Raw genomic sequence first — 18,827 nt, 5'->3', positions numbered from 1 at the left:
GTCACGGCAGGAGGGCCGGTCCACCAGATGGTGGACTGGCCCTCCTCTCTCGCGGGTCGGCGCGTCGGGCTTGGGTCAGCCGCGGCGTCGCTTGCTCGCGCGGCGTCGCTGCGTCCGGTTCGCCCCGGCCTGGCTGGGTGCGCCCTCCGGTTTGTCCGAGGGGGTGGTGCGGGTGGTGTTCTCCGCGGTGGTGTCCTGGCGCTGCTGCCGCTCCCGCTGGCGACGCTGAGCACGGGTGAGCGTGCCGGAGTCCTGCACCCCGCTGCCCTCTGCGGAGCTGTAGCGCAGCTGACCGGCGGACGGGCCGTCATCGAGCCCCTTCGCGACGATCCGCACGGAACCGGAGGAGCTCGCGTCGGCCGCCTCCTCGCTGGCGCCCTCCTCGTCGGCGGCGCCCTTCCCCGCGGCGGCCTCGTCCGTGCCCGCGGTCTCCTCGTCCGTCGACGTGGCCGCGCCCTCGGAGTCAGCATCGGTGTCGGAGTCGGCCGTCCCGGACTCGCCGGTCGCGGAGGCCGACGACGCCGACGCGTCGGTCGTCGTGGCCGCCGCCGCGGCACCTGCTCGCGCGCCGGCCGCGGCGGCTCCCGCCGCCTTGACCCCGCCCCGGGTCGCCCGCAGCAGGTCGCTGACCGCCTTCGGCACCACCTGCTCGGTCTTCTCGACCTTCACCTCGAGGTTGTAGACGTAGCCGACCACGTCTTCCTTGATGCCCGCGATCATGTCGTTGAACATCAGATGGCCTTCGCGCTCGTACTCGATGAGCGGATCGCGCTGGGCCATGGCGCGCAGGCCGATGCCCTCCTTGAGGTAGTCCATCTCGTAGAGGTGCTCGCGCCAGCGACGGTCCATCACCGAGAGCAGCACGCGCCGCTGCAGCTGCGCGAGGCCCTCGTCGCCGAGCTCCTCGCGGCGCCGCTCGTAGGCGACGCGGGCATCCGCCAGGATCTCCTCGCGCAGGACGTCGGCGCCGAGGTTCTCCTTGCCGCCGACCTCCTCGATCAGCTCGTCCGCGGTGATCGAGACGGGGAACGCCGGACGCAGGGCGCCCCACAGCTCCTCGAGATCGACGTCCTCGGGGTTCACGCCCTTCGTGTGGGCGTCGACGATGCCGCCGATGACCTCCTCGATGAAGCGCTCGATGTGCTCATCGAGCTCCTCGCCCTCGAGGATGCGCGATCGCTCCTCGTAGAGCTTCTTGCGCTGCTTGGTGAGGACGTCGTCGTACTTCAGGACGTTCTTACGGATCTCCGCGTTGCGGGACTCGATCGAGTTCTGCGCGCGCTGGATCGCCCCGGACACCATCCGGCCGGTGAGCGGAATCGACTCGTCGACGCCGCCGCGGGCCAGCAGCGACTCGGCGGCGCCCGCGTTGAACAGGCGCATCAGGTCGTCCTGCAGGGACAGGTAGAAGCGGGACTCGCCCGGATCGCCCTGGCGCCCGGAGCGGCCGCGCAGCTGGTTGTCGATGCGGCGCGACTCGTGCCGCTCGGTACCCAGCACGTACAGCCCGCCGAGCTCGACGACCTCGTCGTGCTGCTCGGAGACCTGCTCCTTCGCCGCCTCGAGGGCCTCGTCCCACGCCGCCTCGTACCCCTCCGGGTCCTCCTCGGCGTCCAGCCCGCGCGCCGCGAGATCCGCATGAGCCATGAACTCGATGTTGCCGCCGAGCATGATGTCGGTGCCGCGGCCGGCCATGTTGGTGGCGACCGTGACGGCGCCCTTCGCACCCGCCATCGCGACGATCGCGGCCTCGCCCGCATGGTTCTTGGCGTTGAGCACCTCATGCGTCACGCCCTGCGCGGTCAGCAGCTTCGAGAGGTACTCGGACTTCTCGACGCTGGTGGTGCCCACGAGCACCGGCTGCCCGCGGTCGTGCCGGGTGACGATGTCCTCGACCACCGCGTCGAACTTGGCCTTCTCCGTGCGGTAGATGCGATCGGGCTGGTCCTCGCGCTGCATCGGGCGATGCGTCGGGATCGGGACCACGCCGAGCTTGTAGGTGTTCATGAACTCGGCGGCCTCCGTCTCCGCGGTGCCGGTCATGCCCGAGAGCTTGTCGTAGAGCTTGAAGTAGTTCTGGAGGGTGATCGTGGCGAGGGTCTGGTTCTCGGCCTTGATCTTCACCCCCTCCTTCGCCTCGATGGCCTGGTGCATGCCCTCGTTGTAGCGGCGACCGGCGAGGATGCGGCCGGTGTGCTCGTCGACGATGAGCACCTCGCCGTTGAGGATCACGTAGTCCTTGTCGCGCTTGAACAGCTCCTTCGCCTTGATGGCGTTATTCAGGAAGCCGATCAGCGGCGTGTTGAGGGACTCGTAGAGGTTCTCGATGCCGAGGTGGTCCTCGACCTTGTCGATGCCGCTCTCGAGGACGCCGACGGTGCGCTTCTTCTCGTCGACCTCGTAGTCGCGGTCGCGGCGCAGCAGCTTCACGACCTTCGCGAACTCGGCGTACCACTTGTTCGCGTCCCCGCCCGCGGGGCCGGAGATGATCAGCGGGGTGCGGGCCTCGTCGATGAGGATCGAGTCGACCTCGTCGACGATCGCGAAGAAGTGGCCGCGCTGGACCCGGTCCGCCGGGGTCAGTGTCATGTTGTCGCGCAGGTAGTCGAAGCCGAACTCGTTGTTCGTGCCGTAGGTGATGTCCGCGGCGTACTGCTCGCGGCGCTGCGCGGGGGTCATCCCCGAGGTGATCACGCCGGTGGTCAGGCCGAGGGCGCGGAAGACTCGGCCCATCAGGTCGCTCTGGTACCCGGCGAGGTAGTCGTTGACGGTCACCACGTGCACGCCCTTGCCCGCGAGCGCGTTGAGATAGGCAGGGAGGGTCGCGACGAGGGTCTTGCCCTCACCGGTCTTCATCTCGGCGATGCGGCCGCGGTGCAGCGCGGCACCACCCATGACCTGCACGTCGTAGGGGCGCTGGCCGAGAGTGCGGTCGGCCGCCTCACGCACGGCGGCGAACGCCTCGACCATGATGTCGTCGAGGGTCTCTCCGTCCTCGAGCCGCTCCTTGAAGTGGTCGCTCTCCGCGCGCAGCTCCTCGTCCGTCAGCTCGGAGAAGACCTCGCCGGCCTGCTCGACCTTCCGCGCGATGGACTCGAGCCGGCGGACCTCGCGGCCCTCACCGGCGCGCAGGATCCTGTCGAAGAGGTGTGCCACTCGTGCTCCCGTATCCGTTGATCGGCGCCCGTCCGGGCGCGATGGTGCTCACCCATCGTAAGCGTCCCCCTCGGAGCGGGTGACGCGGTGGGGCGATCGTCACGACGCCCGGGCGTCGGCGAGGCGCTCCCGCAGCGGTGCCGAGAGCGAGCCGGTCCCCGGACCGACGGCGACCTCGAGCGTGTCGAGCCCCTGCCAGCGTGCGGCGTGGCGCAGCTCCGCGGCGAGGGCGTCGAGCATCCCCTCCTCGTCGGGCCGACGCGCGGCGGGCACATGGGGCAGCGGCTCGCGGAAGGTACCGCGCACCTCGAGCACGCCCCGGTCCCGGGCGGCGCGCAGGTCGACGCGGGCCGGGAAGAGGTCATGGTGCAGGAAGGGCAGCGCGTAGTAGCCGGTCGTGCGCTTCGCGGCGGGCGTGTAGATCCCGATACGGTAGTCGACGTCGAACAGATGCGCCAGACGGGGGCGGTGGAAGACGATCGGGTCGAAGGGGCTCACGAGCGCGGAGACGCTCAGCGGCGACGCCCCCGGGGCGTCACGGTGCAGCAGCAGGGTGCGGTCCCCCGCCGGGTGCCGGACCACGGTCTCCGTCAGCACGCCGCCGGCGAGGAGCTCCTCGACGGCGGGGCGCACCTGAGCGGTGCGCAGGCGGAAGTAGTCGGCGAGCGAGCTGATCTCGGCGATCCCGAGCGCGCGAGCCGCCCGCGCGACGAGCTCTCGGACCTCGGACTCGTGCCGGGCACCGAGGTCGCCCGGATCCGTCGAGGCGTCCGCTGCCACGTCGGAAGAGACCATCCCGGACTGCGAGGTGCCGCCGGCCGCGAGCTCGGCGAGGCGCTCGGCCGCGTCGTCGACGGCGACGTACAGCCGTTCGAACTGCGCGCTGCGCCCCACGCAGTCCAGGCAACCCGCGCGGAAGAGGTACTCGACCACCCACTGGCTCGAGGTGCGCCTCCAGCCCCAGCCCTCGCCGCGCTCGGTGTCGCCGAGACGGCGAGAGATGGCCGCGGCGCTGGAGGGACCGAGTTCCTCGAGGGCGGCGACGATGCGGGGCAGCAGGCGCGGGGAGGCCTCGGCCGCCTCGCGCACAGTCCCCCAGTCGCGCTGCGCCACGGCCCGGCGGCGGAAGTCCAGCAGGGAGTGGACTTCCTCGGTGGTGTAGACCGCCTCGTGGGCGAGGGCCTCGTGGACGAGCCGTCCGCGGCCGGGTCGGGAGGCGCGGTCCAGCACCGCCGGATCCCAGGCACCCGACCGGGTGTAGACCGGGAGGTGGTGCGCGCGGGCGAAGACGTTCACGGAGTCGATCTGCAGCAGGTGGGTGTGGTCGAGGGTGCGCCGCAGGGCGCGACGGCTCACGGCGGCCGAGGGCTCCTCGTGCCGGCGGGCCGGACCGATCCCCTGGGAGCGCAGGGCGATGCGGCGGGCGGCGGTCCAGGTGAGGGTGCGGGTCATGGGTCCTTCCGAGGTCCGGACGCGAGCCGGCCGGGAGGGCGGAGTCGCTCCTCCCGGCCGGACGTCGACGAGGCTCAGCCGGCGGGCTGGAGGTCCCCGTCGAGCTCGATCACGCCGTAGTTGAAGCCGCGGCGGCGGTAGACCACCTTGTGCCGGCCGGACTCCGCGTCGATGAAGAAGAAGAAGTCGTGACCCACGAGCTCCATGCGGTAGAGGGCGTCCTCGACGCTCATGGGCGTGGCGGGGTGCTTCTTGGTGCGGATCAGCACGGGACTGCCGGCCTCGGCGAGGTCCACGCCCTCGGCGGGCGGGTTCTCCGCCTCCGGGGCATCCTCCGGGGCGGGGGCGCCGGCGCTCGCCGGCTGCAGGGTCTCGGGCAGCTCCTGGTCCGCGGGCATGGTGCGGACGGACGCGCCGGCGCCCTGATGGGCCTTGTCGCGGCCGCGGTGGCGGTCCTTGCGACGGTCGCGGGCGCGGCGGAGACGCTCGAGCAGCTTCCCGTAGGCGATGTCCAGGGCACCGTAGAGATCGTCCGCCCGGGCCTCCGAGCGGACGACGGCGCCGTTGTCGTGCACGGTGAGCTCGACGCGATCGCTGAGCTCGGTCTGCCTGGGGTTCTTCTCCTGCGAGATCTCGACGTCGACCCGCAGCGCCCCGGGGGCGAGCTGGGTGACCTTGTCGAGCTTCTCGGCGAGGTGGCGGCGGAAACGATCCGGGACGTCCATGTGGCGTCCGACGACATTGATCTCCATGAGGTTCTCTCCTCCAATCAGGGGCGGCCGCTCGGAGCCCGGCCGCAGTGGCTCTTCGGCTGGGGTGCGCACCTCCTGGCGAGAGGGGGATCGTCTGTGTGTGACGAGTCGCATAAGCATGCCACGTCTTCCGGGGTGTTCGCTGATCAATGGTCCCGTGAGCCCGGATTCCCTCCGCCGGGGAGGCCGACGGGGGCTGGGATCCGCGCGGCGGCCACCACCGCGGCCCCGAGCACCTCCAGCCCCGCCGCGGTGAGCGCACCGTGCAGGGCGCGCAGCGTCGCCCCGGTGGTGACCACGTCGTCGACGATCACGACGGGGGCGCCCCGCCGGGCAGCGCGACGGCCGGCCCGCTCATCGAGGAGCATCCCGCGGCGGCGCCGACCCCGAGATCCCAATCCTTCCTGGGTGTTCGTCGGGCTCGCGCGCAGCAGCAGGGGCCGGCCCAGGCCCCGCGCCGCGAGCTCGCGGACCAGTTCGGCGGTGTGGTCCTCGCCGCGGCGCAGCCGGGCGGCGAGCCGGGACGGGACGGGGACCAGGTCCGGCTGCGGCCCGTCGTCGAGGAGCCCCGCGGCCCGGGTGATCGCGGTGACCGCCGGGGCGAGTCCCTGCGCGAGGTCGGGGCCGAGGTGCAGGCGGCCGCCGTTCTTCCAGGCGAGGACGATCCGCTGGAGGTCCCCGCCGTACTCGCCGAGGGCCCAGACGGGCAGCAGCGGCACGTGGTCCACCCCCGCGGGGGCCTGGGGTCCCTCGTCCCGTACCCGCGCGGCGTGGAGCTGCTGGAGCGCGTCGCAGGTCGCATCGACCCGCACCGGCGGGACGCTCAGCAGGGCGCGGCACGCGGCGCAGAGCCACGCTCCCTCGGTCCCGCAGGGACAGTCGCGCGGCGCGACGAGACCGCAGGTCTGGGCGAGCACCTGCCGCGCCCACTCCCCCGCCGCGGCGAGGAACCCGCGCTCCTCCCGGTCCGAGGGGCCGGGTGCGGTGGGATCGGCGGTGCGCATGGCCCGATCCCACCGCATCCTGCGCCGCGGCGTCCGGGAATCGGTCGCGGCGGTGGATGACGGCACCCTGGGGAGGAACGATCCGCCCCGGGTCAGTAGAAGGACGGGTCCCTCGCCTCGAGGGGGATCTCGCTCCAGGTCTGGCCGTCGCTGCGCAGCAGCTGTCCGGTGTCGGTGCCCGCCCAGATCGCCTCGGCGATCACGGTGCCGGCCAGGCGGTCGGTGCCGGGTCGTGGTGAGGGCAGCGGGTCCCTCCCCGACGCGAAGTCCACCACCAGGGCCCGCTGCTCCCCGGTGCTCGGGTCCGTGCCGAGGAGGATCATCGCGATCTCGTCGTACCAGCTGGCCTGGGTGACATCCCCGAGGAAGGTGCGCAGCTGCACCGGCTCCGTGAGGGAGGAGGGCGCCCCGTCCTCATCGCGCACCACCGCGCACAGATCGACGCGGGCGCCCCCGGCGTCGGCGGACAGCACCAGCAGTCGGGTGGCGTCGGCGGCGAGGTCGAGCGCGCGCACCTCGCGCCCGGCGAGCCAGGGGGCGTCGATGCGGGCATCCCCCCGGGCGTCCCGCACGGAGAGGGCGAGCAGCGCCCCGGCGTTCGTGCGCGTCGACGTCCAGGCGTAGCCCGCGTCGTCGAGCCGCGGGGGCACGAAGCTGCCGCCGGCCGCGGCGTCGCGCACGGGCACCGAGCCGTCGGTCGACGCCACCAGGACGGTCGATCCGGCCGTGTCCAGCGCCGCGACGAGGATCCCGTCGGGCGCGATGACCGGCGAGCTGACGGTGCGGCCGGCGAGCCCGGGGACCAGCTGAACCGGATCCGCTCCCGCCTCGACCTCGCTCAGGGCGACGACCCCGCGGGGACCGGCGGCGATGGGTCGATGGCCGGGCAGAGCCCGCTCGATCCGTGCCTCCTCGTCGTCGTTCACGGCGCGACCGTCGAGCAGCAGCTGCACCTCGGCGAGCGCCGGCATGGAGCGCAGCGACGCCTCCATCTGGGCGAGCGCGAGGGCTCGGCGCGCGGAGGGCAGGGCGGTGATCGGGGCCGGCACCACCACCTGGAGGGTTCCGTCGGGCGAGGTGGTGATCTCGGCGAGCGCGATCTCCGCGGAGTCGGGGATCTCGCTGCGGACCGCGGGGCGGAGCATCTCGACCGGTCCCTGCCGCAGTCCCTCGAGGATCGCCGCCGGCCCCCGCTGCGCGGCGAACCAGCGGTGATCTGGCACCAGGTGGGCGGACCGCGGGTCGACGAAGTAGAGGCGGGTGGGGCTGTACAACGTGTCGAAGGCCGCCTCCGAGAGGTAGATCCCGTCGGGGACGTCACTGATGCGCCACTGCTCCTCGACCAGCTCCACCCCGATTTCGATCGCGCGTGCGAGGGGGCTCGCCAGGAGGCTGCGCACCCCGCGCTGGTCGACGACCGAGAGGGTCTGCAGATGCAGCACGAGCCGGGTCTCGGAGAGGGTTTCGACCTCGATCTCCTGGCTGCCGGAGTAGACGGTCACGGCGGCGCTCGGATCCCACTCTGAGGCCAGATCCGGCGTGAGGTACTCGCGGGCGACCGCGAAGTCGTCCTCGGAGCCGACGCCGGCCTGCACGAAGCCGGACACCACCTCCTCGGGGGTGGCGTCCTCCGGCGGCGGCAGGGCCTGGACGTACGGCGCGCCGGGGCGCTCCTGGACCTCGAGCGGCCGCGAGTCGATCGGCGAGGACGTGGGGATGCGGGCGCAGGCCGCGCCGAGGCCGAGCACTCCGAGCACCCCCGCGGCGCGCAGGAGGTCGCGACGGTCCGGGATCATCCGGGGCCTCCCTCTCCCGACTGGCTTGCCTCTCTCGTATCGCTCTTCCCGCTCTTCTCTCCCGAGGTCCCCGCAGCCGGGCGGGAGACGGAGTTCGGGCCGGCACCGGGCGGATCGGTCGGGGACAGCTCGCTCAGGGCGGGCAGCTGGGCGGGATCGATGCGGATCTCCCCCGTCGGCGTCGTCGAGTAGGTCCCGGCGTCGGCCCGGTCGAAGGAACGCTGCAGGGGCAGCGGGGACCGGGCGAGGGTGATGCCGGGGCGGCGGGGCAGGGTCAGGCGGAACACCGCTCCGGCCCCCTCCTGGCCCCAGGCCTGGAGCCACCCGGAGTGCAGCCGGGCGTCCTCGACCGAGATCGAGAGGCCGAGTCCGGTGCCGCCCAGGGTGCGGGCGCGGGAGGGATCCGCGCGCCAGAACCGATCGAAGACTCTTCGGGCCGCCTCGGGCGAGATCCCGTGCCCGTAGTCCTGGACCACCACGGCCACGGCGTCCTCGCTCCCGGCGGTCTGCACCAGCACCGGGCTCCCCGCGCCGTGCTCGATCGCGTTGGTCAGCAGGTTGCGCAGGATCCGGTCAATCCTCCGTGCCTCTACCACGGCGTGCATCCCGTGCCCCGCGAGACGCACGTCGAGCAGGCAACCGCGGGCTCCCGCGAGGTGGCGCACGTCCTCGACGGCGCGCAGCACGAGATCGTCGAGGTCCTCCCGGGAGGCCTCGAGCTGGGCGGCGCCCGCGTCGAAGCGGCTGATCTCCAGGAGATCGGCGAGCAGCACCTCGAAGCGCTCGACCTGGGCCGAGAGCAGCTCGACGGGCCGGCGGAGGTCCTCGGGCAGATGCTCCCGATCGGCATGCAGCACGGAGGTGGCCATGCGGATCGTGGTCAGGGGGGTGCGCAGCTCGTGCGAGACGTCGGCGACGAACCGGTGCTGGACCCGCGACAGCTCGGTGAGGTCCTCGACCTTCTGCTCGAGGGTCGCGGCCATGCCGTTGAACGAGACGCCCACCCGGGCCAGCTCGTCCCCGCCGGAGACCTCCACGCGGGACCGGAGGTCGCCGCCCGCGATCCGCTCGGCGGCGACTGCGGCGCGGCGCAGCGGGGTCGTCACCAGGCGGGCGACGACGATCGCGATGCCCACCACAAGGGCCAGCAGCACGCCGCCCCCGCCGAGGATCACCGACTGCACGAAGGCGAGGGTCTCCTGCTCCTCCTGCATCGAGAAGACGAGGTAGAGGTCGTAGGAGCCGACGCCCGGCACGACCACGCGCGTGCCGACGAGGAGCGCGGGGACGGTGCGGCCCTGCTCGCCCTCCCGGCCGATCGAGCGCCACAGCACCTGGTCCGGCTGCTGGGCGACGGCGGCCGCGAACTCGTCGTCGACCTCCTGGAAGAGGCTGCTGTCGGAGGAGGCGACCGGGAACACCACCCCGGAGGTCTCCACGGGCACGAGGGCGACCTCGCGCCGATCCCCGCCGCCCGGCCCGCCGGCGGACTGCACGAAGGCGTTGGAAGCGTCCTGCTGCTGGGTGCTCGTGGCTCCGGCGAGGCCGGTGAGGGTGTCGGTGAGGTCCGTGCGCACCTCGAGCGTCTCCTCGAGCACCCGGTCGCGGCGCTGCTCGTACAGCCCGTCGGCGATCACGGAGGACAGGTAGGCGCCCACGGCGAGCATCGCGAGGATCGAGAGCAGCGTCGTGACCACCACGACCCTCAGCGCGAGCTGCCAGTGACGCGGGTCGAGGGCGCGCCCGAGGCGAGCCGCGGCCGACGGCACGGGGCTCCCCGCCCCGGTCATCTGCTCACCGCCGCTCAGGCGGTGCCCGCGCGGTAGCCGACCCCGCGGACGGTCACCACGATCCGCGGGTTCTCGGGATCGTGCTCGATCTTCGAGCGCAGGCGCTGGACGTGCACGTTGACGAGGCGGGTGTCGGCGCTGTGGCGGTAGCCCCACACGTCGCGCAGCAGCACGTCACGGGTGAAGACCTGCCAGGGTTTGCGGGCCAGCTGAGTGAGCAGGTCGAACTCGAGCGGGGTCAACGGGATCAGCTCGCCGTCCCGGCGCACCTCGTGGCCGTCGACGTCGATGGCGAGATCGCCGATCGTCAGCTGCTCGGTGCTGGGCGGCTCCGCGCGGCGCACGCGGGCCTTGATCCGCGCGACCAGCTCCTCCGGCTCGAAGGGCTTGGTGAGGTAGTCGTCGGCCCCGGCCTCGAGCCCCTCGACCACGTCGGCGGTGTCGGTGCGCGCGGTGAGCATGATGATGGGCACGCCGGAGTCGCGGCGCAGCCGCCGACAGACCTCGATGCCGTCCATGCCCGGAAGCATGAGGTCCAGCAGCACGAGGTCCGGGCGCAGGCGCGGGAAGGTCTCGAGCGCCGAGGCGCCGTCGGGCGCGGTGGCGACCTCGTAGCCCTTGCCGCGCAGGACGATCCCGACCATCTCGGCGATCGCCTGATCGTCGTCGACCACGAGGATCCGTGAAGGCGTCGTCATGTCGGACATTGTGCCACCGGCCGGGCCCAGGTCCGGGGAGCGGCGTGGGCCGGGGGCGTCGAACGCCGCCCGAAGACGCCGACCGATCGACGATGGTCGGGTCGGAGGAGGGCCCTCGGTTCCGTAGGTTGTGCGGGGCAGCAGACATCGACGGATCGTTCGAGGAGGACCCATGACCACCGGATGGACCGCACCGGGAGCCGCCGACGCGGGGGGCTCACCGCCTGCGGAGGTGCCTGCTCCCGCGCCCGGGACGCCGGCGCGGGGACCACAGCGGGAGCTCGCCGTGTCCCTGCCGCTCTTCCCGCTCCGCCCCCTCGGACTCGGCGAGATCCTCGGTGCCGCGGTGCGGATCTACCGCCTGCGCGCGCGCACCGCGCTGAGCCTCGCCGCGATCGTCCACGGAGTCTCCCACGCGGTGATCACCCTCGCTACGGGCGCGGGAATGATCCCCTTCATCGGCGAGATGCAGGCAGCCTTCGAGGATCCCACCGCCACGACTTCGATCGGTGCGGGCTCCGCGGGGGACCTGGTCCTCACCCTCGCGAGCTACGTCCTCACCTTCGTGGTGAGCGTGGTCGCGGCCTCGCTGGTGACGGTCGCGCTCACCGAGCTCGCGATCGGCGAAGCGCGGGGCCAGGGCCCGGACCGCGCCGCCCTCACCGCCTCCCTGCGCCGCAACGCCCTGCCCGCCATCGTGGTCTCGCTGCTCGTCGGGCTGATCGGGCTGATCGTCTTCGCCGTCCCGCTCGGACTCGGCATCCTCCCGGCGATCCTGGTGGGCGAGGCGAACCTGCTCACCGTGGGCGCCGTGCTCCTGGGTCTCCTCCTCGGCCTCCTCGGGCTGATCTGGATCTGGGCGCGCACCGTCCTGGCCGTCCCCGCTCTCGTCGTGGAGGGGACGGGGATCGGCGGATCGGTCGCGCGGGCCTTCGCCCTGACCCGGGGCCGGAACCTGTGGCGAATCCTGGGGATCTCACTCCTCCTCCTGCTCATCGTGTCCCTCGCGGTGCAGATCATCGCCGGCGTTGTGGGGACCATCGGCTTCGTCGCCTACATCGCGATCCTGCTCGCGAGCAACGGCACCGCGCTCGTGCTCGGCATCGCGGTCCTGACCGTCCTCACGATGCTCGGCAGCTATGTGGCCACGGTGCTGGTCGCCCCGTTCCAGTCGGCGGCGATCGCCGCCCTCTACGCCGACGCCCGGATGCGGCAGGAGGCCTGGGACGTCGAGCTCACCCGCAGCTCCCGTGAGGCGTGGGACGCCGGGGGCGACCGGTGATCATCGCCGGCGGCGTGCCCGTGGATCCCGAGGAGGCGCGCCGGCGCACCCTCGAGGAGCTCTCCAAGGGCGAGTACGACGACTCGCCGGGCTTCGTCGCCTGGCTGCTGCAGACCCTCGAGGACTGGCTCGCGGGGATGCTCGACGGGGTCGACGGCTCCTCGCCGCTCCAGGCCGGACTCGCCGTCCTGATCGTGATCGCGCTGGTCGTGGCCACGGTCCTGGTGTTGCGGCGCACGGGTCTGCTGCGCCGCGGCCACGCCCTCGCCGTGGACGTCGAGCTCGATGCCGAGCCGGTCCTCGGCGCTGAGGAGCTGCGCGCGGCCTCACGCCGAGCGGTCGACGCCGGCCGTACCGACGACGGCACCGTCCTCGCACTGCGCGCGCTGGTGCGGGATCTCGAGGAGCGCACCCTGCTCGACGTCGCCGCGGGGATGACCGCGCACGAGGCGGCCCGCGGTGCCACGGCCTCCTTCCCCGACCTGCAGGGACGCCTCGATCGCGCGGCGGCCGCCTTCGACACCGCCGCCTACTCCCAGCGCACCGCCTCCTCGAAACAGGCCGAGGACCTGCTGCGCCTGGCCGAGTACATCGCCGAAGCCTCCCCCGACCTGAGCCGGGCCGCCGAAGCCACCGGGGCCGGACGCAGGAGCCGGTCATGAGCGTCGGATCCGTTCCGCTGCGCGCCGGGACCGCGCCTGCCCCCACCTCGCCCCCAGGCAGGGCCCGACGTCGGCCGTGGATGACCGTGCTGGTGGTGCTCGCGGTGCTCGCGGCAGTGCTCGCGAGCGTCGCCCGCGGTCTCTACCGGGACGGCCCGCTCGAGCCCGACGCCCCCACCGCCGGCGGGTCGAAGGCCGTGGTGCAGGTGCTCGGGGATCTCGGTGTCGAGGTGACCGTGGATCGGCACACGTCCGCCGCGGCCGACGCCCTCCGCGGGGGCGGGACCGTGCTGGTCACGGAGCCGAACGCGCTGTCCGGAGAGCAGCTCTCGCTGCTCGACGAGGCCCGCGCTGACGGCGGGGGCCGGCTGGTGCTGGTCGCCCCCGACGGGAAGGCCCTGTCCTGGCTCGACACCGCCATCTACCCCGTGGGCATGCACGGGGACGAGGCGCTCCTCGAGCCCGGAGCGGGCTGCGGCGATCTCGCCGGCGGCGCACGGATGCTCGAGATCCCGCAGGAGAACGACTCGCTGCGCGGGCCCGCGTACCTCTACCGCACCGACGAGGGCGCGGGCGCCCGGACCTGCTTCCCCGTCGACAACTGGGCGCTCGTCGCCGAGGACGACGGCCTCGTCGTGCTCGGCAGCGCCGATCTGCTCACCAACGCGGGCGTGGGGCGGGCCGACAACTCGGCGCTGGTCCTCAACACCCTCGGCGCCGAGGGCACGCTGAGCTGGTACGTCCCCTCCCCCAACGACCCCATGGCCGCGACCGAGGGCACCCTGCTCGCACACATCCCGTCCTGGGCCGGGCCCCTCCTGCTGTGGGTCCTGCTCGCCGCCGTGCTCGCCCTGCTCGCGCTGTCCCACCGGCTCGGACCGGTCGTGGTCGAGCCGATGCCGGTCACCGTGCGCGCCCAGGAGCTCGTGCTGGGCCGAGCCCGGCTGCTGCAGCGGGCCGGCGCCCCCGACGCCGCCGCCCGCTCCCTGCGCGCCGCGACCGCGACCCGCCTCGCCGACCGGCTGGGGCTGCGCCGCACCTCGACCCTCGACCATCTGCTGGCCGCCGTCGGCCCGCACACCGACCTGTCCCCCGAACAGCTGCGCACGCTGCTCGGCCCCACCCCTGTGACCGGCGACGACGCGCTCGTGCGTCTCGCCCGGGATCTCGACCGTCTCGAGAAGGAGATCGACCGATGACCGAGCCCAGCTCCTCCCCCGCCCCGTCCGGCCCGCCCGTCGAGGAGGACGCCCGCACCGCCCTGCAGAGCCTCTCGACCGAGATCCACAAGGGAGTCGTCGGGCAGGACGCCGCGGTGACGAGCCTCGTCGTGGCGCTGCTCTGCCGCGGCCACGTGCTGCTCGAGGGCGTGCCGGGCGTCGCCAAGACCCTGCTCGTGCGATCCCTCGCGGCCGCGCTCGACGTGCGCATGCGCCGCGTCCAGTTCACGCCGGACATGATGCCCGGCGACATCACCGGCTCCCTGGTGTACGACAACACCACGAGCGACCTGGTGTTCCGCGAGGGTCCCGTCTTCACCAACCTGCTGCTGGCCGACGAGATCAACCGCACCCCGCCGAAGACCCAATCGGCGCTGCTCGAGGCGATGGAGGAGCGCCAGGTGACGATCGACGGCGCCTCCCGGCCCCTGCCCGATCCGTTCCTGGTGGTCGCGACCCAGAACCCGATCGAGTTCGACGGCACCTACACCCTGCCCGAGGCGCAGCTGGACCGCTTCCTGCTCAAGGCCGTCATGCCGCTGCCCGAGCGGGACGTCGAGATCGACGTGCTGCGTCGACACGCCGACGGCTTCGACACCTCCGATCTCGCGGCGATGGGCCTCGGTCCGGTCGTGGACGTCCCCGCCCTGCACCGCGCCCAGGCCGATGTGGCGCGGGTCGTCGCCGAGGACGCCGTGGTGCAGTACATCGTCGACGTGTGCCGGGCCACCCGTCGCTCCCCCAGCCTCGCGCTCGGCGTCTCGCCGCGCGGCGCGATCGCCCTGCTACGCACCGCCCGGGCCTGGGCGTACCTCACCGGCCGGGACTTCGTGACCCCCGACGACGTGAAGACCATGGCCCCGGCGACCCTCTCCCATCGCGTGCGGCTGACCACCGAGTCCGAGCTCGAGGGAACGCAGGTCGAGTCCGTGCTCGCTGCGACCCTCGCCGCGGTACCGGTGCCGCGCTGAGCGCGACCCGCCGAGTCTGGAGGACCGCTGAGCCCATGAGGATCTCGCTGACCCCGCGCGCCGCCCTCGCGGCGCTGCTCGGCCTGCCCGTAATCGTGCTGTGGCCCCACTGGACGACCGTCGTAGGGCTGTTCGTGCTGTGGGCGCTGGTGGTGCTGGGCGACGCGCTCGCCGCTCCCTCGCCGCGCTCGCTCCTCGTTGGTCGGGAGGCGCCGGCGCAGGTGCGCCTCGGGGGGAGCGCCGCCGGTCAGCTGCTGCTGACGAACCCGAGCGGTCGTGCGGCCCGGCTCGAGGTGCGGGACGCCTGGAACCCGACGGCGGGCCTCGAGTCCCCGCGCAGCGCGCTCGTCGTCCCCGCCCGGGAGCGGCGCGGGATCCGGCAGAGGTTCACTCCGACGCGCCGCGGGGAGCACTCCTCGCGGGCGCTCGTGATCGCCTCCCGCGGACCGCTCGGCCTGGCCCGGCGCGCCGCCGCGGTCGACGCCCCCGGGCGGCTGCTCGCGCTGCATCCCTTCGGCGCGCGTCGGCATCTCCCCTCGCGGGTGCGCCGCCTGCGGGAGATCGAGGGTCTCGCCGCGATCCATCAGCGAGGCCAGGGCACCGAGTTCGACTCCCTGCGGGACTTCGTCGACGGCGACGACGTGCGCTCGATCGATTGGCGGGCGACCGCGCGGCGGCGCAGCGTGGTGGTGCGCACGTGGCGCCCGGAGCGCGATCGGCACGTCCTGATCGTCGTGGACACCTCCCGCACCTCCGCGGCGCGGCTCGGGGACGCGCCGCGCCTGGACGCCGCCTTCGACGCGGCGCTGCTGCTGACCGCGCTCGCCGGACAGGCCGGGGACCGGGTGGACCTGCTGTGCCTGGACCGGATCCCCCATGTGTCGGTCCTCGGCTCGACCCGCAGCCGGGTGCTCAGCGACATGGTCATCGCGACCGCTGCGGTGGATCCGGCGATGGTGGAGACGGACTGGGAGCTCGCCGCGGTCGCGATCGCCGAGAGAGCTCGACGCGGATCGCTCGTGGTGCTCGTGACCCCGGTCGAGGAGTCGGCGGTCCACTCCGGGCTGCTGCCCGTCGCGGCCCGCATCGCGCGGGACCATCCCCTGGTGATCGCCTCGATCTCTGATCCCGCTCTCGAGTCCCTCGCCGCCGGTCGCGGCGACGCGGAGGCGGTGTACCGGGCGGCGGCCGCCGAGCAGGCCCGACTCCAGCGCGACGGCCTCGCCCAGGCCCTCGAGCGGGTCGGCGCCCATGTCGCCGACGCTCCACCCGACCGCGCGCCGCAGGCCCTCGCCGACACCTATCTCGCGCTGAAGGCCGCCGGGCGGCTCTAGCGCCGGGCCGGTGGGCTCGTTACTCCGACGATGGCCTGTTTCTCCACCACTTTCGGTCTCAGAGTGGTTGAGAAACAGGCCATAGCGCATGCGGCAGGCGCTGGCTGCGGCAGGGGCTGGTGGCGGCGGGCCGGCGGCGATGCGGCGGGGGCCGACGGCACGCGGGTGACCGCGGAGCGAGCAGCGGGCAGACTGGGCCCATGAGTACGCCCGACAGCACCTCTCCCGGCACGGCGAACCCCATCGCCCTGCTCGCCGAGTTCCTCGACGAGCACCGGGACCTGCTCGCCGCGAGCCTCGACGGTCTCACTGAGGAGGAGGCCCGCCGCCGTCTCGTCCCCTCGCGGACGACGCTGCTGGGGCTGGTCAAGCACGCGACCTTCGTCGAGCGGGTCTGGTTCGAGGAGGCGCGCACCGGCACGCCGCGACGCGCCCTCGGCCTCCCCGAGAACGCGGGAGACTCCTTCGTCCTCGAGCCGGCGGACACGATCGCCTCGATCCGCGCCGCTCACCGCGCCGCATGCCAGGCCTCACAGGCCGTGATCGCGGATCTCTCGGGCGAGGAGATCTGGTCCGGCAACCGCCGCGGTCCGCTCCCCGTGCCCTGGATCCTGCTGCACGTGCTGCGCGAGCTCGCCCAGCACGCCGGCCACGCGGACATCCTGCGCGAGCAGATCCTCGCCGCCCGCCGCTGACGCTGCTCCCGGGACCGGTGACCGGACGGATCCCGGCCGCTCCTGGCTCAGCCCGCGGTCAGCACCCGGTCGCCCACCAGCTCGTCGGAGAGGTCACCGGTGATCCCGGACCGGTGGGCCTGGCGTCCCCGTCCGAGCATGAACACCAGGAAGGCGATCCAGAGCACCGCGCCGATTCCGATCCTCACGGCGGGCGGCAGGTTCGAAGGCGTCACGAAGGCCTCGACGACCCCGGAGACCAGCAGCACCGGCACGAGGCCGATGCCGATCGTGATCAGGGCCCGGGCGGACTGCGACAGAGCCCAGGAGCGGGGCATCGGCCCCGGACGCACCCAGGCCCAGAAGGTCCGCAGCCCGGCCCCGGCGCCGACCATCACCGCCGTCAGCTCGAGCAGTCCGTGCGGCAGGATGAACACGAAGAACGTGCCGAGACCGCCGTGGGCGCCCATCACGCCCGCCGAGAGCCCGACGTTCAGGCCGTTCTGCAGCAGCATCACGATCGGCCAGACGCCGGTGACGCCGAACACCACCGCCTGCATCGCGATCCAGGCGTTGTTGGTCCACACCTGCGCGGCGAAGCCCGAGGCCTCACCCTGGAAGTAGTAGGCGACGAAGTCGTGCTCGACGAGGGCGCGCTGCGCCTCCTCTGGGAGGACCGCGGCCCGCGCCTGCTCATCCGTGCCGAAGAAGACCCCCGCAATCACCGCGGAGACGAGGAAGACCGCGGACGCGAGCGCGACGGTCCATCGCGACTGGAAGAGCGCCGACGGTAGGTCGTTCCAGAAGAACTCCCGGGCATGCCGCCACAGCGGCACCCGTGCCCCGGTGATCCGCAGCCGCGCCCGGTGCACGAGCAGCGAGAGCCGCGAGATGAGCGCGGGATCGGGGGCGGTGGAGCGGACCGTCGACAGATGCGTGGAGGTCTCCTGGTACAGCGCGATCAGCTCCTCGATCTCCGCGGCCGAGAGGGAGCGGGCACGGGTGAGCTCCCGCAGGCGATCCCACTGCGGGCGGTGCACGGCGATGAAGGCGTCGGTGTCCACCGCCCCAGGGTAGGGCGGGCCTCCCCGCACGGGCGGCCGACGAAAGTCGCCCTCGAAGGTGCCGGAAGCCGACCCTCGATGCTCCTGGGCCGCGGCGGCCTCTGCGACGATGGTGCGCATGGCAACCACCGGGGCGGCGGCCGCCGTGAGCGGCACGGACCGCGACGCGCTCATCACCGGCGACGCCGTGCTGCTCGATCTGCGGCCGGCGTCCTTCGCAGTGCGCATGCTGTCAGGGGCGATCGACGGGGCGATCACCCTCGCGCTGCTCGTCGCCGGCTTCGTCGCGGTCGCCGTCCTCGCCGTGCGGCAGGACCTCGACGAGGGTCTGATCGCCGCGGCCGTGGTGCTGGTCTCCGTCGGCGCGTACGTGGGCCTCCCCGTGCTCAGCGAGCTGCTGCTGCACGGACGCTCCGTGGGCCGGCTCGCCGTGGGCACCCGCGTGGTGCGCCTCGACGGCGGTCCCGTGCACGTCCGCCAGAGCCTGCTGCGCGCGCTGATGGCGATGCTGGAGATCTGGTCGACGGCCGGTGCGCTGGCTCTGACCTGCGCGGTCATCGATCGTCGCGGGCGCCGGATCGGGGATCTGCTCGCCGGGACGATGGTGATCCAGGAGCGCATGCGAGCCCTCGAGCCACGCCGCCCCGAGGTGCCCGACTCGTTGCGGGACTGGGCGCACGGGGCGGATGTCGGACGCCTGCCCCTCCCGCTGCTGCAGGACATCCGCTCGTTCCTGCCGCGCGCCGAAGCGATCCATCCGCAGTCCCGTCGGCAGCTCGCCCGGGACCTGCTCTCCCGGACCCTGCCGCACGTGGCCCCCGCGCCGCCACCGGGCACCGATCCCGAGGAGTTCCTCGCCGCGGTGCTGGCCGAGCGGTCGCGCCGGGACGAGATCCGCCTGCGTCGCGCACAGGAGCGCCAGCGGGAACTCTCGGCGGAGGTGCGGGCGGTGCCCTTCAGCAGCTGACGGGC

The 18,827-nt window shown here is 73.2% G+C and carries 15 protein-coding genes; 7 read left to right on the top strand and 8 right to left on the bottom strand.

What is annotated here, in order from left to right; translation table 11 throughout:
• Positions 1–75 precede the first annotated feature (75 nt).
• The 7 genes from secA to mtrA form a co-directional block, all read right to left on the bottom strand.
• Complete coding sequence (gene secA / locus ACZCAH_RS00140; protein ID WP_464339159.1) at positions 76–3,156, bottom strand: preprotein translocase subunit SecA; 3,081 nt, start codon at positions 3,154–3,156, stop codon at positions 76–78.
• A 99-nt stretch (positions 3,157–3,255) separates the two neighbouring features.
• A complete protein-coding gene (locus ACZCAH_RS00135; protein WP_464339158.1) occupies positions 3,256–4,608 on the bottom strand; it encodes a winged helix-turn-helix domain-containing protein in 1,353 nt (450 codons plus the stop codon).
• 74 nt (positions 4,609–4,682) lie between these two features.
• The gene (hpf, locus tag ACZCAH_RS00130; protein ID WP_464339157.1) at positions 4,683–5,360 is read right to left on the bottom strand and encodes a ribosome hibernation-promoting factor, HPF/YfiA family; all 678 of its coding nucleotides are present in this window, start codon (positions 5,358–5,360) and stop codon (positions 4,683–4,685) included.
• A gap of 146 nt (positions 5,361–5,506) precedes the next feature.
• Positions 5,507–6,364, bottom strand: coding sequence for a phosphoribosyltransferase family protein (locus ACZCAH_RS00125; RefSeq protein WP_464339156.1), 858 nt, complete (start codon positions 6,362–6,364; stop codon positions 5,507–5,509).
• A 92-nt stretch (positions 6,365–6,456) separates the two neighbouring features.
• Positions 6,457–8,160: an LpqB family beta-propeller domain-containing protein gene (locus ACZCAH_RS00120; RefSeq protein WP_464339155.1), complete on the bottom strand. Its 1,704-nt coding sequence runs from the start codon at positions 8,158–8,160 to the stop codon at positions 6,457–6,459.
• Positions 8,157–9,950: an MtrAB system histidine kinase MtrB gene (gene mtrB, locus ACZCAH_RS00115; RefSeq protein WP_464339154.1), complete on the bottom strand. Its 1,794-nt coding sequence runs from the start codon at positions 9,948–9,950 to the stop codon at positions 8,157–8,159. The genes ACZCAH_RS00120 and mtrB overlap by 4 nt, the downstream gene beginning before the upstream one ends.
• Positions 9,951–9,964: 14 nt before the next feature.
• Positions 9,965–10,657, bottom strand: coding sequence for an MtrAB system response regulator MtrA (gene mtrA / locus ACZCAH_RS00110; RefSeq protein WP_329747868.1), 693 nt, complete (start codon positions 10,655–10,657; stop codon positions 9,965–9,967).
• Positions 10,658–10,820: 163 nt separating this feature from the next.
• Here mtrA and ACZCAH_RS00105 point away from each other — a divergent pair, with 163 nt between their 5' ends.
• From ACZCAH_RS00105 to ACZCAH_RS00080, 6 genes are all read left to right on the top strand, one after another.
• Positions 10,821–11,930 carry a glycerophosphoryl diester phosphodiesterase membrane domain-containing protein gene (locus ACZCAH_RS00105; protein ID WP_464339153.1) on the top strand — a complete coding sequence of 370 codons (1,110 nt, stop codon included), beginning with the start codon at positions 10,821–10,823 and terminating at the stop codon, positions 11,928–11,930.
• Entirely contained in the window at positions 11,927–12,592 is a 666-nt protein-coding gene (locus ACZCAH_RS00100) for a DUF4129 domain-containing protein (protein ID WP_464339152.1), read from the top strand. Before ACZCAH_RS00105 ends, ACZCAH_RS00100 begins: the two co-directional genes overlap by 4 nt.
• Entirely contained in the window at positions 12,589–13,791 is a 1,203-nt protein-coding gene (locus tag ACZCAH_RS00095; RefSeq protein WP_464339151.1) for a DUF4350 domain-containing protein, read from the top strand. Before ACZCAH_RS00100 ends, ACZCAH_RS00095 begins: the two co-directional genes overlap by 4 nt.
• Complete coding sequence (locus ACZCAH_RS00090) at positions 13,788–14,783, top strand: AAA family ATPase (RefSeq protein ID WP_329747864.1); 996 nt, start codon at positions 13,788–13,790, stop codon at positions 14,781–14,783. The genes ACZCAH_RS00095 and ACZCAH_RS00090 overlap by 4 nt, the downstream gene beginning before the upstream one ends.
• A gap of 35 nt (positions 14,784–14,818) precedes the next feature.
• Positions 14,819–16,117 carry a DUF58 domain-containing protein gene (locus ACZCAH_RS00085; RefSeq protein ID WP_464339150.1) on the top strand — a complete coding sequence of 433 codons (1,299 nt, stop codon included), beginning with the start codon at positions 14,819–14,821 and terminating at the stop codon, positions 16,115–16,117.
• A gap of 200 nt (positions 16,118–16,317) precedes the next feature.
• Entirely contained in the window at positions 16,318–16,812 is a 495-nt protein-coding gene (locus ACZCAH_RS00080) for a DinB family protein (RefSeq protein WP_464339149.1), read from the top strand.
• A 47-nt stretch (positions 16,813–16,859) separates the two neighbouring features.
• Here ACZCAH_RS00080 and ACZCAH_RS00075 read toward each other — a convergent pair whose 3' ends face one another.
• Positions 16,860–17,855, bottom strand: coding sequence for a stage II sporulation protein M (locus tag ACZCAH_RS00075; RefSeq protein WP_464339148.1), 996 nt, complete (start codon positions 17,853–17,855; stop codon positions 16,860–16,862).
• A gap of 118 nt (positions 17,856–17,973) precedes the next feature.
• On the opposite strand from ACZCAH_RS00075, the gene ACZCAH_RS00070 reads away from it, so the two are divergent.
• Positions 17,974–18,822 (top strand): RDD family protein, encoded by an 849-nt coding sequence (locus ACZCAH_RS00070; protein WP_464339147.1) that lies wholly within the window; start codon positions 17,974–17,976, stop codon positions 18,820–18,822.
• The last annotated feature ends 5 nt before the right edge of the window (positions 18,823–18,827 follow it).

Source organism: Brachybacterium sp. B718/18, from assembly GCF_055454375.1.
Note: the sequence above shows the minus strand (reverse complement) of the source record. Positions and strands in the feature narration are given on the sequence as shown.